Source organism: Ktedonospora formicarum (genome assembly GCF_016587355.1).
Classification (GTDB): Bacteria; Chloroflexota; Ktedonobacteria; order Ktedonobacterales; family Ktedonobacteraceae; genus Ktedonobacter; species Ktedonobacter formicarum.
On record NZ_BNJF01000007.1, the window covers coordinates 171,803 to 186,768 of the forward strand.

Annotated in this window: 15 protein-coding genes and 1 tRNA gene; 3 read left to right on the forward strand and 13 right to left on the reverse strand. The window is 51.4% G+C overall.

What is annotated here, in order from left to right:
* Positions 1-76: 76 nt before the first annotated feature.
* Positions 77-676 (reverse strand): RdgB/HAM1 family non-canonical purine NTP pyrophosphatase, encoded by a 600-nt coding sequence (gene rdgB, locus K3T82_RS40600; RefSeq protein ID WP_220199195.1) that lies wholly within the window; start codon positions 674-676, stop codon positions 77-79.
* 306 nt (positions 677-982) lie between these two features.
* Between rdgB and K3T82_RS40605 the strand changes: the two genes are divergently transcribed.
* Positions 983-1,055 (forward strand) — tRNA-Thr (locus K3T82_RS40605).
* Between the two features lie 63 nt (positions 1,056-1,118).
* On the opposite strand, the gene K3T82_RS40610 is transcribed toward K3T82_RS40605, so the two are convergent.
* The 11 genes from K3T82_RS40610 to extP form a co-directional block, all read right to left on the reverse strand.
* Positions 1,119-1,409, reverse strand: a complete 291-nt coding sequence (locus K3T82_RS40610; protein ID WP_220199196.1) for a hypothetical protein — start codon at positions 1,407-1,409, stop codon at positions 1,119-1,121.
* Positions 1,410-1,498: 89 nt separating this feature from the next.
* Positions 1,499-1,675, reverse strand: coding sequence for a DnaJ family domain-containing protein (locus K3T82_RS40615; protein ID WP_220199197.1), 177 nt, complete (start codon positions 1,673-1,675; stop codon positions 1,499-1,501).
* A gap of 49 nt (positions 1,676-1,724) precedes the next feature.
* Positions 1,725-2,945 carry a nickel pincer cofactor biosynthesis protein LarC2 gene (gene larC2 / locus K3T82_RS40620; RefSeq protein WP_220199198.1) on the reverse strand — a complete coding sequence of 407 codons (1,221 nt, stop codon included), beginning with the start codon at positions 2,943-2,945 and terminating at the stop codon, positions 1,725-1,727.
* Between the two features lie 192 nt (positions 2,946-3,137).
* Entirely contained in the window at positions 3,138-3,785 is a 648-nt protein-coding gene (locus tag K3T82_RS40625) for a hypothetical protein (RefSeq protein WP_220199199.1), read from the reverse strand.
* Positions 3,782-4,603, reverse strand: a complete 822-nt coding sequence (locus K3T82_RS40630) for an RNA polymerase sigma factor (protein ID WP_220199200.1) — start codon at positions 4,601-4,603, stop codon at positions 3,782-3,784. The genes K3T82_RS40625 and K3T82_RS40630 overlap by 4 nt, the downstream gene beginning before the upstream one ends.
* 242 nt (positions 4,604-4,845) lie before the next feature.
* Positions 4,846-6,315: a glycogen synthase GlgA gene (glgA, locus tag K3T82_RS40635; RefSeq protein ID WP_220199201.1), complete on the reverse strand. Its 1,470-nt coding sequence runs from the start codon at positions 6,313-6,315 to the stop codon at positions 4,846-4,848.
* 401 nt (positions 6,316-6,716) lie between these two features.
* Positions 6,717-8,198 (reverse strand): hypothetical protein, encoded by a 1,482-nt coding sequence (locus tag K3T82_RS40640; protein WP_220199202.1) that lies wholly within the window; start codon positions 8,196-8,198, stop codon positions 6,717-6,719.
* 127 nt (positions 8,199-8,325) lie between these two features.
* Positions 8,326-9,336 (reverse strand): cupredoxin domain-containing protein, encoded by a 1,011-nt coding sequence (locus K3T82_RS40645; RefSeq protein WP_220199203.1) that lies wholly within the window; start codon positions 9,334-9,336, stop codon positions 8,326-8,328.
* Positions 9,337-9,545: 209 nt separating this feature from the next.
* A complete protein-coding gene (locus tag K3T82_RS40650) occupies positions 9,546-10,250 on the reverse strand; it encodes a Rieske (2Fe-2S) protein (protein ID WP_220199204.1) in 705 nt (234 codons plus the stop codon).
* Positions 10,251-10,400: 150 nt separating this feature from the next.
* A complete protein-coding gene (locus K3T82_RS40655; protein ID WP_220199205.1) occupies positions 10,401-10,940 on the reverse strand; it encodes a cytochrome b family protein in 540 nt (179 codons plus the stop codon).
* A 99-nt stretch (positions 10,941-11,039) separates the two neighbouring features.
* Positions 11,040-11,816, reverse strand: a complete 777-nt coding sequence (gene extP / locus K3T82_RS40660) for a selenite/tellurite reduction operon b-type cytochrome ExtP (RefSeq protein ID WP_236031857.1) — start codon at positions 11,814-11,816, stop codon at positions 11,040-11,042.
* Between the two features lie 538 nt (positions 11,817-12,354).
* Here extP and K3T82_RS40665 point away from each other — a divergent pair.
* Both K3T82_RS40665 and K3T82_RS40670 read left to right on the forward strand, forming a co-directional pair.
* Positions 12,355-13,440 (forward strand): sensor histidine kinase, encoded by a 1,086-nt coding sequence (locus tag K3T82_RS40665; RefSeq protein WP_220199207.1) that lies wholly within the window; start codon positions 12,355-12,357, stop codon positions 13,438-13,440.
* 22 nt (positions 13,441-13,462) lie between these two features.
* On the forward strand, positions 13,463-14,215 hold the full coding sequence (locus K3T82_RS40670; protein ID WP_236031858.1) for a response regulator: 753 nt from the start codon (positions 13,463-13,465) through the stop codon (positions 14,213-14,215).
* 127 nt (positions 14,216-14,342) lie between these two features.
* Here K3T82_RS40670 and K3T82_RS40675 read toward each other — a convergent pair whose 3' ends face one another.
* Entirely contained in the window at positions 14,343-14,630 is a 288-nt protein-coding gene (locus tag K3T82_RS40675) for a hypothetical protein (protein ID WP_220199208.1), read from the reverse strand.
* Between the last annotated feature and the right edge of the window lie 336 nt (positions 14,631-14,966).

Here is a 14,966-nt window from a genome sequence, read left to right on the forward strand (position 1 = left end):
ATAAATAGACCAGCCAGGACTCGCGAGTCCAAGAACTCTTCCGCGCTGACCTCAGTGAGCCATGGCTATGCGAGGGTCAAGCCTGGGGCCAATGCGCGAGAAGTAGACGAGCCTGCTGTGCAGCGTGAGCGCGATGACTAATCTGATTCTTCTGTTCAGGCGCTAATTCAGCATTCGTTTTTCCCAGTTCAGGAACCAGGAAGATAGGGTCATAACCAAAACCATGCACACCACGCGGTGCCTCAGTAATCAAGCCCTCTATCGTGCCAGAGGCAATACGCAGTAGTCCATCTGGCTCAGCCAGAGCAATAACGCACTGGAAACGCGCCGAGCGCTGTTCAAGCGCGAGACCTTGCATGCGGGCAAAAATAAGGCGAAAGCGTTCGGGATAAGGAGTATCCACGCCCGCGAAGCGTGCTGAATAGACGCCAGGCTCTCCACCCAATGCATCGATTTCCAGGCCCGAATCATCGGCAAGCGTGAGCAAGCCAGACGCGCTGGCATAAGCCAGAGCTTTGAGTCTGGCATTCTCCTCAAAGGTAGTTCCAGTCTCTTCTACATCAAGATCTAGTTGGATATCATTGAGTGACAAAAGTTGGAAAGGCAGGTCAGCGAAGATCGCACGATACTCATCGAGTTTATGAAGGTTAGTTGTAGCGACCAGTAAGGTACGCATATGAAGCTCCCAACTAGCTGAAAAATTGAATATCGCCACTTATCTTATCATACCTGCCTATGCTTGTCGAGCGCAAACGAAAGCCTCCGTGGGTATCACATTCTCCCCTCGTCGCTCCCTTGACTCACCACAAACCAATAGACGAGTCCTCACTCCATGGCATCACAGAAGCAAAAATATGCTCGAAAGGATGACCTTAACGAAGCACGAAAGTGGGCAAGAAAATACTTGACAGGTGACAGGGGAGGCGCTATAATCGTAACCGTCAGCGAGATGGGGAATGCTTGTTAAGCCTCATCCAGACAGGCCGATGTAGCTCAGTTGGTAGAGCACTCGTTTCGTAAATGAGCGGTCACGAGTTCGAGTCTCGTCATCGGCTTTCTCCAGGGGTGGGAACATGATATATGTTCCCACCCCTTTTTGTCAGGCTCATATGATGCATTTAGAGGTCAAAGGGAGAACAGGCTTCACGGAACTGTTGGAGCCGCTTCTCAACCTGAATCAATGGCTGATGCATAGCGGGAGGGGTATTGACATTGAGCGTTAAAATACGCTTGTTTACAGCCCGCAGCGCCTCCTCGTACTCAGCAGTCACTTTCTCCAAATCCGTGTTAAAGATCTGTTTCTCACGCCGCAAAGGCGGGAAGTTGCGAGCACGCAAGGTTTGATAGCGGCGCTTTATCGGCTCAAGTTTCTCCTCAAGCTTCGCGGTAGCCTTCTCAATTTCGCGCACCAGGGCTACTTCGGCAGGGACCTCATTATTGTTTTTAAGCAGGCGATAGGCTAACCCTTTATCGCCTGCATAAGCGTCGTCATCCAGATTCAGGGCTTACCAACCCCAGCCAAATTGTCAAATTCACCCCGATTCTGGGCTTCGGCGATGATTTCCTCAATATAATCACGGTACAGGCGACCACCCAGGCGACCCGAATTGCCCCTTAACTGTTCAGCCTGTTTCTTGGCTCGATCCGGCACTTTGCGCCAATCAACAAAATCCATACAGTTGTTCCAATCTGTGTAGCACTATGCGAAACTCTTCGCGGCGTTATTATTCTTTGTTATATCCTATTATAAGCGTCCGCACTGCATGTTGTGCAACGTCATAGACCTGTGCCAGAGGAACCCCCTGTTCTCTAGCCAGACGCGCGCACTCCTCATATTCAGGGGCGGCACTCAGGATCTGATCACCCAGGAGTTTGACTTTAACAAGGAGAGGACCCAGAGGAGTTTGCAGACTACGTTGCTCACGCCGGGCCTTAAGGCGCTGCATACGCTGCATACGCACACCAAGAGTAGTGGTTTCGTGCAATAAAGCCATAGAGAGACGTTCGCCATCCTCAGGTTTCCCGATGACACGAACAAGGGTAGCGGGCCGATTCTTCTTCATCTGCATTGGCGTATAGCTGACATCAAGCGCACCCAGCGTCAACAAATGATCCATGAGTGCACCCAACAGTTCACCACTCATGTTATCAATATTAGTCTCAATCACGGTCACCTCGTCGGTATCGGCAAGCCCTTCTCGATTCTCAGTAGAGATCTTCTGTGCCTCCTGAAGATATCCAAGGCACAGACGCAGGCTGCCCGAATGTTGAGGGGTAAGACCATAGCCAGCCCCTGTAATCACAAAGCTGGGCACATGCTCAAAGGTTGCCAATTCCGCCAGGAGTGCGGCACCTTCCAAGGAGATAAGTTCAACAGCCCCCTCAGCCATACGCCAGGGCGCTTGAACAGAAGCCAGGAGTGCCACGGTCTCAGGGCTGACAAGTGGCACACGCTCACCATCCTCGCTAACATAGGAACCAGTCAGCATGGGAAGAGGCGTAGCGTAGACACGTTCAAGCTTGAGCATATCGACGCCGAGCGTCACCGCAATGAGGATGACTAGCCATTCATATCGAGGTAGCGTGACATCTTCGGGAAGGATGCCTCGCGTTCTCCCTACGATCTGAGCCATACGCTCCACTATCGCGAGAACCCGTCGCCGTACGCACTCAGGGAGCGCGCTCCGCTCAAGTAATGCCTCAGTTGTAGCGAGCCGCCAACTAGCCAATCCCGCTTGCTCTCCTACATCAATACGAACAAGGGTGCCGCTCACAGTTTTATACTCTTTGTGAGCAGTAATGGTAAAAGAGGCCAGGGGCGATGGTAAGGCAGAGAGGGCTTTATTGAGGTGCGCCACATCTAGACCAGCATCTACAAGCGCCCCTAAAAAGAGTGGTCCGCTTATACCAAGCGAGCAATCAAGAAGAGCCATGTTAGATGTCATAAACTATCTCACCTGAGTCTCAAAAATGGAACTTTTTATCTCGCTCTTCATTCGCCTGAGCGCAGCCGCCTGAGATGCTTAGACGTCGCACCACACAAGCTCAGCTTGAAGTGGAACTATATGGCGGCTAGCTTCGCCGCCTGAACGGCGGCGTTGGCAAATGCTTTTTATAGCACGATCATAGCACATATGCTAAGAGATTGTGCGCTTCTCTTGTGCCAGGATAGCAAGCCACTTCTCTCGATGCGCGGGTAAAAGATCAGAGCTAGCCAGTAGGATCTCGGAGAAGATTTGGCGAGAGACTGTGTCCTGAGAGCTTGATTCTTTGTGGCTATAAGAATTTCGGGATTCGGCAACTTTACGGCTCGTGGAGCGTGAGTCATCGAAGAATGACTCCATCTGCGCGACCGAATAGCCAAGAATGTCTGAGAGGCGCTCAGGGAGCGCGCGAGGCAGGCTGGCAGGGAGAAGAGCGCGCTTCTCAAGCAGCAGAACAATATCAGGGCTTAGTTCAAGAGCATCCGCAAGATCGCGCACAGACAATTCTTCTCGCTGGCGGCTAAGAAGCAAAGTATGTGGAGTATCATCCAATGCCCTATATTCAATCTGGGCGTAGGCACGCTCCAGAGACGTACGAGATAGATCAGAGAGCGGGAGCGCGGCGGAAGAAGGCGTTAGCGTCGACTCAAACGCATGATAATAGGTCACAAAATCGAGAAGCTCTCCCTGATATTGTGGATAACGTCTGAGATAATCCGTCAGGGATGGAGCCTTGCCCGCCTGCACTTCTTCGACATAGCGCGCAGTGATGCGCATCAATTCCGCTTTCCGCTCCGTCATAGAGAGCCTCCGCTTTCTGCTTGTAGGATACAGCGTAATTGTTCCAGGGCCTGGCGCTTACGCGTGCGCACAGTTCGGTCACTCACATTCAGCGTACGAGCCACTTCCATCTCAGTCTGGTCCTGCCAAAAGAGCAGAAGCAAAACGCTCCGCAAGGATATAGGGAGTCTGAGCACCAGATTAAGCAGGGCACTGGTCTCGACGGAGCGCAGCATACGTTCGGCCTGAGCATCTTCAATTTCGAGGCGCGCTTCATCGCCATTATCCAGGTCAAGAGCCCGTTCCAGGCTTTGTTGAAGCGCACGGGGGATACGAACACCCTGAGCGACATCGCGATCACGCCAGCGTCCCTCGCGCATCATAAAGCTACGATAGACATGCTGACGTTCATAGCGCAAGCAGTGATGAAAATGCTCCTCCCAAAAATGGCGCTTAGCGTCAAGCAGAGCGCGTACAAGACTCTCATAGAGGTCCGCACACAGGTCGCCGATAAGCATACATCGCTCATCACTATGTAATGGGAGGCGTGCCAGAAGCGATGTAGCCCAGCACTCGTTCTCCCGCTGCGTACGCCGAATGATGATCTCGATCAGACGCCGTTGCTGAGGAAGGGACGCAGGGAGATGGCAGGCACGGACACAGCGAACCAGAACTTCCAGAGGCACGCTCACAGTCTCGGCACGCTGCCAAAACGTGCTTGTAAGCACAATATCGTCACTGAAAGATAATGCCTCATAGGCGCTCTGAAGGCTTATACGTCGGCTCAGCAATCGTTGCTCTTGCCCCTCATCCACGAAGGCATCATCCATCAATTCCATACAGCAAATCCACCCAGGGACCGCATAGCGCGGCATACATCCCCGATCCATTTCCGCACATTAAAACTCTTCTAGTTAGGCATAGTATCATTTCATCGAATTTATGTCAATAAATGCAGACATTTTGACAGAACTGTTCCATTCATATCGATCTCTCAAACAAGCTCTAAAGAACGAAAGACCGGGCCTAAGCCCGATCTTATTGATTGCACCGCATCCCATAAACTCAGCAGGAAAGTGGATTACTCACCATTGCGATGATAGGCCAGCGCATTGCGATAAATGTCAACATAGCGGCGCGCGGAGGCTCCCCAGGAGTGATCGGCAGCCATCCCTCGCTGTTGCAAGGTTCGCCAGACATCTTTGAAGCGATAGACGGTTAGAGCACGCACGATAGCAGCGAAGAACTGCCAGGGGTCATAATCGTTGAAGAGGAAGCCATTTCCCACATTAGTGCTAAGATCATAGTTCTGAACCGTATCAGCCAGACCACCCACATTGCGCACAATCGGCACACAGCCATAGCGCATCGCGACCATCTGATTGAGGCCACAGGGTTCAAAGCGCGAAGGCATCAGAAATATATCGCTTCCCGCATAGATCCGTTGCGCCAGCTCGGTATTAAAAGTAAAGAAGACCGCGAACTGCTCTGGATAGCGAGCAGCGAAGCTTTGAAAGAGCTCATGGTATGACTGATCGCCAATACCCATCACCACCATCTGCACCCCTTGCACCAGTAACGGTTGAATAATCTGCTCCAACAGATCCAACCCCTTCTGATCAGCAAGGCGTGAAATCATCGCCAGAATAGGAATATCGGGATCGACAGGCAGGTGCGCCTGCTCTTGTAAAGCCCGCTTGTTCTCTATGCGCTTATCAAGTTCAGCCGCATCGAAGGGGGCACGGATATACTCATCATGAGCGGGATCATTTTCCTGATAGTCAATTCCATTGAGGATACCAAAGACACGCTCTTTACGAGAGCGAAGAAGGTGGTCCAAGCGTTCACCGAAGGTCGGCGTAAGAATTTCCTGTGCATAGCGCTCACTCACCGTCGTTATGGCATCAGCGAACAAAATACCTCGACCCATAATATCAACAACATTTGCGAGTTCAGTGATCTGGGGATAGAGGAAACCCTTCGAGGCCACGCCAGCGACCTCAAGCAAGCGATATCCAAATATACCTTGATAGGCTAGATTATGAATCGTATACACCGTCGCGGTCTCCGCAAAGAAGGGATCACCATAGTAGACGGTATGCATCCAGTTAGGAACGATGCCAGTATGCCAATCGTTGCAATGCACAATATCGGGAGACCAGTTCAAGACGCGCGCCGCTTCAAGGGCCGCACGACAGAAGAGAATAAAACGCTCTCCATCATCGGTATAGCCATACAGGTTATCGCGCTCGAAATAGCGTGGAGCATCGATCATGTATACAGGTATATCTTGACCGATAGTCCCGCGCAGCACATTCACCTCCACCTGATACGGTCCCATACTCACAGGCAGAGCAGTAATAATCGTTTCCAGATGGAAACGTTGGGGATCAACCTGCCGATAGCGTGGCATCACCAGGCGCACATCATGTCCTAACTCCTGGAGGGCCTTTGGCAGCGCGCCAACCACATCTGCGAGGCCACCAACTTTGACAAAAGGTACAATCTCTGCCGCAAGAATCAAAACCTTGAGGGGTGAATCGTTCTGCATCAGTTTTATTGGCGGGGAAATCCTTGTCACTGCAAGTCAGGAGGAAATGCCGCCTCTCCTTTCACTAACGGGTTTTGCTTTTCCCATATAGCCCACACAGTGCGCTGCCCGCTTCTCACGCAGAGGAGTATCTCTCATCTTCTCCTCATGCATCCCGGAGACCCTGGGGAAGGTAATATCTATAGCACTGTAAGCTTGCTCTCAAGAAATCTAGTCGTACGTTATTGTATCACAGGGATAGGGACCAGAAAACATAGGCAGAGAGGGCAGAACTAAAGCTCCGCCCTCTCTGCCTATGTTTTTTATCACATCCTATGAGAAAACCCGAGCGCGATAGTGCTTACCGCGACAACGGCGTTGATCTTCGCATAAGACTGGAAGGAATAAGTCCTGACGCGAGATCACACTTTATAGCGATTACGCGCGAGGAAGTAAAACTGGATTGCCGCCAGAATACCCATGACAATGAGCATCGTCAGGGCATCGGTCTGTGTGACAACCGTCTCCGCTCCACTCGCAGGCGCGCTAATGAGTGTCCCAGGCGTAAAGGGAATATTTGGCGCAGTCTCAGGTTCCCAGCTTCCGGGAGCCATTGAGAAGAAGGCAAATGATCCCAGGTATACGAAGAGACAGGTGCCCAGGATCAACCACTGACCAAGGCAGCCTAGATTATTCTCCCCTACCACAGCGAACTCGCGGCGGCCAACCGACGTCAAGATCACAGCGAGGATGAGCATGCCAGCGCAGAAGATCAGGCTCACAAGAAGTTGATCAGGCGCGGTATGGATGAGCAACGTCATCGCAGCAATAGTCGCAATGGTTACTGCGCTTCCTACCACAACCAGGTTACGATTGGTTTTCCAGGCGATGACCGCTCCCATCACAATGACAAAAGAGGTCGAGGTCACGATGGTATCAATCAGATAACCAGCCTGCTGCGTAAATGTGCAGCTACCAGGGATATCTGTCTTGCGCGCGCAAAGCGTGAAGTAGTCGCCCAGAATCGGCACCGTGTGAAGCCAACCAATGAGTGGATAGAGCGCAATCGCCAGCACCAGACAGATCGCGCCGATCTGAGCCAGACCAATGGTACCAACCGCATAAAGCGAGGGCATTGTACGCTGGCGCGAAGGGCGCATCAGATAATGCAGGCGCAGAGCCAGAGCGGCGGTCGTCAGATAGATGGCGGCCCCCAGGAAGATGCCGACACCAAGGTTCACCCAGCGCAAGCCAGCATCCAGATTCTTCGTGTTTCCGCCCACAAGTTTGAGAGCCAACCCATGATCATTCACCATGGAATAGGCGACCAGGAAGAGCACCACCATCAACGAGGCGGCGATGATCATTCCGCGAATAAGAGGCGTTGTTCCCAGATCGCGGCGATCCGCATTATTTCGCTCGCGGAAAGCCAGCACGCTATAGAAAAGCATCGCCAGGCCAACGGTAAGAATCGCCAGTCCAAGCATCAGCAGGTCAATAGCCTGCGGACGGAACCAGAGGAACTTACCACCGAGCAAAGGCCAGAGCGAAGTATCAGCGGTTGGAAAGTACTGCCCGTTGAAATACGACCAGCCAGTCAAGCCAAGACCGACAATACTTAGCACCACACCAAAGAACGAGAATATCGCAGGGGGTACTATCGGCTTCGGATCAAAAAGCGACACGATAGTTAATACAATAAAGAAGCCCGCCAAGCAGGTTACAGCCAGACCAAACAGCCCTTGCTGCAACCCCTCAATCGAGGCAGCGGTCATCTTCAAGTAGACATAACCCGGAAGCTGCCCGATAAGGATAGCCGAGATCAGGAAGAAGGCCGCGGCAAAAATCACCGACCGAGCCCATGAGATCCTCTCAGGCAACTCCTTTTTTTGCACTTGTTGCATGGATCGCAATCCCTTTCAACATATCCGTACACATCCGTCACAGCGAGGCGTCCAGGCAAGCTAGCAGAGGATCTGTTAGCTCACCGGAAACCGCTGGTGACCCGACGTGCCAGATGAGAAGAGAGGACTATGCCTGTTGCGCAGGCACGATCTCTAACTCAGCTTGCATCGTCGGATGCACGGAGCAATAGTAAATCACCCGGTGACTGTCTTTGTCGAGATTATAGGCAGCGTCAGTTACCGTCCACTCGAAGGATTTACCTGTTTCGAGGGACTTCGAATCGAAGACATCGGGCAGCGCCTTAGGGCTGGACAGATTGCTACTGTCGATAGCCGTCACCGTGTGGGCGAGCTTATCTTCATTGATCCAGGTAATTTTGGTGCCAACTTTCACCTTCAGGTGGGCATACTCGAAGCAGCCATCACTGCTGGTGCAGACTTTCACCTGACCGGCAGGAAGGATATGAATGGTTATAGCCGACTCAGCCGTCTTATCGATAGCTTCACCGAACTGACCATTCTTGCCCCGCGTCACTGCCTGATCATAGAGGTTCTTGTTGTTCGCTTGCAGGTACTCAATCAGACCATGAAAACCATTCATGGCCGCGTCACCCGTATAGCCTTGTTTTTTAGCATACGTGGGTTCAGCCGAGCGGAAGAGCGCGAACAGATAATCGATGTCGATAGCCTTCAGCTGACCGCCAAACGTATCCCGGCGTGGAATAGTATTCACATTGCCAGGCTGAGGTGCATTAGGATTATAGCTACCTGCGGTGATAAGTGCTTTGAGCTGGTTGTCGGTCATCTTATTTAAATCGGCCAGATCATACCCCAGGTATTTCACGTAGAGCAACTGATCTTTATTACCAATCGCATAGCAATCGTCTGTGCAGTTCGTAACGAAGACCTTGACGCCCTGCTCAATAGCGTAGGCTTGCAACTTCTGTGTCGAGCTCGCCTGATTCTGGTTCTCAATAATCCAGAACACCGGAATCATCATCGCGACAAGCGAAAGCATCGCGAGCGACCCGTAGCCAGTCTTTTGGACGGCATTTGTTCTAGAAAGAAGGATCACCAGCAAGCCAATCACGACAACCAGAAGGATGATGATGCCTACGACAATTTGACCTATGTTCATAACATTATCCTTGTGATTGACGCACCCACGCTTCCTTATGAATAAGGAAACGTAGAAGCGAGGTCAGTCCAACATGCAGATAGGCGGCAAGACGATGCTGCCCCCGCGAGCGACATCGTTCTCAACAAGAGAAAGTGCCCGGAGACAGCACATTTGCCACATCTCTGTTTCGCGATCCTCTTCATCTGAAGAGTCCGCAGAAGCAGAGATTAGCTCGCGCTACATTCCTTTGTTGGCTTGGCAAGCAACTGTGTTGTCGTATCGGGATGCTGCACATTAGCATTAAGAACGCCCGTGTTTACAACCACTTCGCCATCTTTGAAGCTCATATCAAAGCGGTCGAGACTACGAGGAGCGGGACCGTCCAGGAACTCGCCATTGACATTGTAGTGCGACCCGTGGCAGGGGCACTTGAAGCTGACGCAGTCGTCACGGAAAGGCACAGTACAACCCAGGTGTACACAGCGCTGATAGAGCGCGACCCAGGTCGAGCCATCACTATCGCGCACCACGTTTTCAAGGGCGAACTGATCCGCCAGGTTCTGACCCGACAGAAGATAACTCGCATCACTGGCGAGATGAATAACATATGCGCGGGCCGCTGGAACGTAGAATACACCTTTCTCGTTCAGGGCCACTTCCTCCGGCTTAGCCGCGGGGAAGTCAGTCTTCTTACCCACTGTCTGAGCGGAACCGAAGTCACCACCAGACGTTGGATACATATAATACAATGCTCCGGCTACGGCCGCAGTGGCGGACAGTCCCCATACCGCCAGCATAGATCTGCGCAGGAAGCGTCGACGTGAGAGACGCTGACGAGCGATCTCCGACGCCTCAGCTCCACCGCCATGCAGAATTTCATATTGTTGCGGCGTAATCGGCGACATATCGTCATGACTACCGTTACTACTCATTGATAACCCTCTTGGAATACTCTTTTACTTTTCCTGCATCCTTAACACGCATAATTGCATGGTGCGCATCAATGTGCTATAGCACTGTTTTTTGCTTACCTTCATACGAAAACCTAAGCGCGAGAGCGGCCTGAAGTTTTGTATGTAATATTACAGGTCAAAGTAAATGCCCTCGGTCGGCCAGGTCCAGATCCAACCTGGTCCACGGAAGAAGCTACCGGCTAATGTAATGACCGCCCAGAACATCAGGAACATCGTAAAGGTCACAATAGCAACCTTGCGGTCAGCATAAGCACGGCTAGGATTGCGATCAACATATGGTAAGACAGCCAGAGCTGTCAGTGTCAGGCCAGGGACGAGCACACCAGCCGTAGAAGGCGGGAAGTAGTGCAGTAGTTCCTGAAGGCCCAAGAAATACCAGGGGGCCTTAGCCGGGTTCGGCGTAGTATTGGGATCGGCAGGCTCCTGCAAGGGAGCGTCGATGACCAGAGACAACAACGTAATCATGACCGTAAGCATGGTAGCGGCGAAGAACTCGCGAACCAGGAGGTGAGGCCACACGAAGACAGAGTCTTCAAGTGGCTTCTCCACACGGGTAATGGCTTCTTGCTTCACCACAGCCAGGGTGCGGTACCGCCGTTGCGTCGCCGATGCTTGTGTCTGTACCTTATCTTTTGGTTCAATTGCCATCTAGGTATCCTCTTCAAAGCACCGTAACAGTCCGAAACGGACACGGGTGAGTTCTTATGCGAAACCCCCAAGCGCGCTCGGGTTCTCGGATAAGGGGAACTAGCGGGTGGCGCTCAGCGCTTCACGCTCCGCAGCCTGGGCCTCAACCTCGCGACGGGAGGGAGGTGGGGGGCCAGCAGCACCGCCATCCTTACGGATGCGCCAGAAGTGAACGGCCATCAGCAGAGCACCTGCCAGCGGTAACAGAATAACGTGACCAACATAGAAACGAATCAACGTGGACTGAGCTACAGCACCACCACCAACAAGCACCTTATAGACAGCATCGCCCAGCAAGGGGGTGTAAGGAGCCAGGTTGGTGCCTACTGTGATAGCCCAGATCGCGATCTGGTCCCAAGGCAGCAGGTAACCAGTGAAACTCAAAAACAGAGTAACAAAGAAGAGTAGTACGCCAACAACCCAGTTAAACTCTCTGGGTGGCTTGTACGCGCCATGATAGAAGACGCGAATCATATGCAGTGTCACCGAGACAACCATTAGGTGTGCGGACCAGCGATGCATGTTACGCACAAGATGGCCAAATGTCACAGCGCTACTGAGCTGATTAATATTCTGATAAGCTTGCGTGGTGTCTGGCACGTAGTAGAACATCAGAAAGACACCAGTAATCGTTAGCAGCAGGAAGAGGAAGAAAGAAATGCCACCCATGCACCAGGTGTATGTGATCTTCATCGCCTGACGGCTAATCTTTACAGGATGGAGATGCAGAAATACATTGCCCATCATGACCAGAGACTGGTTCAGTGGAGTGTCAGGGTAACCGTGGCGGAAAATTGAACGCCACACCTGACTCTGGACGATTGTCTGCGTCGCCATGTCAAGCAAGCTTTTCTTATTTGAAGTAGAGCTCACTATGCCTCCTCAAAGGATCAAGACTTTCCAATAAAGGTATGTTTGCAAATAATTCTGAACGACCGTGAGGCTGATTATATCACAACCTATCACAGAGGAGTACCCTTGACTCATCGCGCCTACCATCAAGTCCCACTCACCCTGGTCAAGTGTTATTTATCCTCATTCAACATCTGCGAATCAGATTATAATAAAAATTTCAGCCAAAAGTGGAGGGGTATACGAGTGGGAGTCTTAACAAAGCTGCTTATTTCACCATGAACATCAGGATCAACGAATCTTACATGAACTCCTTCCGAGATTAGCTTACCGCCACCTATCCAGTGAGGCATCAGGTATCTACCTGATTTTTATCAGGAATCTACCTGATTTGGTCACATGTGCTATGGCATTCAGGGTGCACCGATGCGTTTGACAGCATATAGAAAGACCCGATACAATTACCTATGAACACGATAAAGAATCTATCTCCCGGGGATCGTCCCCTTGAAAGTGGCCCACCATGTCCGACAGCCAAAGTCATTCAAGTTACGCACATGCGTTGGAGAGAAATACGCTGCTAAGGCAGCTTTTACGCATCCCTGCTCTTTATAAGGTTCTCGTCTCGAATAGCTTTATCATTTTTGTAGGTGCAACAGTTGGAACCTGGCTCGCAACTCATATTAATACCTATGGCCCAACCGGGCTAGTTATTTTTATCATTGCCGGGTGGTCAACGAGTGTTGTGCTGAACTTTGCCCTCCTCCAGATCGCTTTCCGCCCACTGACCGAACTTGGAAAAGTTATGGGAAGAGTACAGGAGGGTGATCGCACGCAACGAGCCTCGATCACAGGCTTTGATCCGCAAACAGACCAGCTCGCCGAGACGTTCAATATTATGTTGGAAACTATTGATGAGGCCAACCGGCAGCGAGCCTCCCAGATCACAAACGCGATGGAGGAGGAGCGCAAGCGCATCGCGCGTGAACTACACGATGAGACATCGCAAGTGCTTACCTCATTGCTCATCAGTCTGGCAGTACTGGAAGAATCGGTAAAGACGCAAGAGGCACGTGACCGCATCGCGGATACGCGTGTGCTGGCCCACCAGACCCTACGTGCAATCCGTAACCTGAGCATCGATCTGCGCCCAAGTGCTCTGGATGACCTGGGACTCATACCAGCCTTGCGCTGGTATGTCAAGGAATATCAACAAAAGTTCCCCATCTCGGTCAGCTTCCAGGCTGTAGGTTTCAAAGAACGTTTTAACAATGATATGGAGACTGTTCTCTATCGCATTGTACAAGAGGCGCTCACCAATATCGCCAAACATGCTCATGCCCAGAACGCAACTGTCATGCTTAAAGAAGATCAAGACGCGATCTACGCCACCATTACCGATGATGGGCGCGGATTTGATACAGACCTGCTCAAAGGAAGTCCAGGGCCGGGTCAGGAGCGTGGCTGGGGGCTAGTAGGGATGCGCGAACGAGCCGATCTCTTTGATGGAACACTTTCAATTGACTCGCAACCAGATAAAGGGACGACCGTTCAAGTATATATCCCTCTCTCTCCAAAGAGATCAGCCATGAAGACCAAGACCCATTGAAGAGTCTAGAGCCTCAGTCATCGTGCTTATCCCAGGGCTTTATCATCGCGATGGCTATAGCTATCAGAAAGGAGAGGCGGTACGTTCCTCTGGGGCACATTCGAGGCTTCATACCGCCTGCTTGATGAAGATACGTATCTTACTGGCAGACGACCACACAATTCTCCGTGCGGGCTTGAAAATGATGCTCAACGCGCAACCAGATATGGAGGTTGTGGGAGAGGCACAGGATGGACGGCAAGCCATTCAGGAAGCGCAGCGCTTACAGCCGGATATTATTTTAATGGATATCACAATGCCCGATATGAACGGCATTGAGGCCACGAAGCAGATCAAGAAGGTCTTGCCGGACGTCAAGGTGCTGGTGCTCACAATGCATGAACACGATGAGTACATCTTTCAAGCGTTGCGCGCCGGCGCCTCTGGCTATATGCTCAAAGAGGCCGCTGATACCGAACTCATCTCAGCGCTCCACGTCATTCTCAGTGGACAGTTTTACCTGTCGCCAGCCGCGCAATCGGTCATGGTGGGCGACTACTTACAACGATCTCGCACAGGAGATGAGAAGGATAGCTACAGCAGTTTAACAGAACGAGAACGGGAGATTTTAAAACTGGTCGCGGAGGGATTTACCAATAATCAGATCGCGGAACGCCTGATCATCAGCCCAAAGACGGTGGATACTCACCGAACGCATATTATGGACAAATTAAATCTGCATAGTCGAGCCGAGCTGGTCAAGTACGCGATGCGTAGGGGGCTGTTAGAGGATTAGTCACCACATTGGCAAACGACAACGCGCCACAAGGGCTCTGGCGATGAAGGCGTGAATACAAACCAGAACAAGAGAGCGTGACTCCTCTTCTCGATGAGTCACGCTCCACCATGTATGCCTATGTAGATCAACCCAGGTCATTGTCTTCAAATTCCGCTGAGTCGCTATTCTCTTCAGCAAAATACTCATCGCTATAGAAGCCAACATCGCGTCCAACATAGACGCTTACCAGAAAGTCATCGCGTGGCATATCAGCGGAAAGCACGAGATCTTCGTCAATTTGCTCTATAAGTTTGGTAAGCTCAGACTCCTCCAAATCTCTTTCAAGGATGAGAGTGCCATGGACGGCTGTCGTTGTAAAATGGATATCGACAGTGCCCAGGCGATTATTATTTTGCAGATTGCTTCCCTGCATAATGTAATAGCCCTCAGAATAGGGCGTACGAAAATGTCTCTCAAAATGAATGTCTTCTAACATTCCTCTCGTGCAGCCAGTTGCCTCGCTGCTCTCCTTTCGTCGTGCTTTCGGAGCTACGTTCCCACTTTGTGGCATGGGTGGTTTGATGGGCAAGAGGGAGAGGGAAGGAGGGACAGGAAAGCCCCTGTAACTCCACCATACTGGTATTCGCTTGCAATTATACCATCAAATTTAAGAGAATGTGATGGGCGACTCAATCATGCTTATGGTGTCGCCCTCAATTGCCCATCTTGTTTAATGATTATATGCTGATGCACATCATCTTTGATGCAG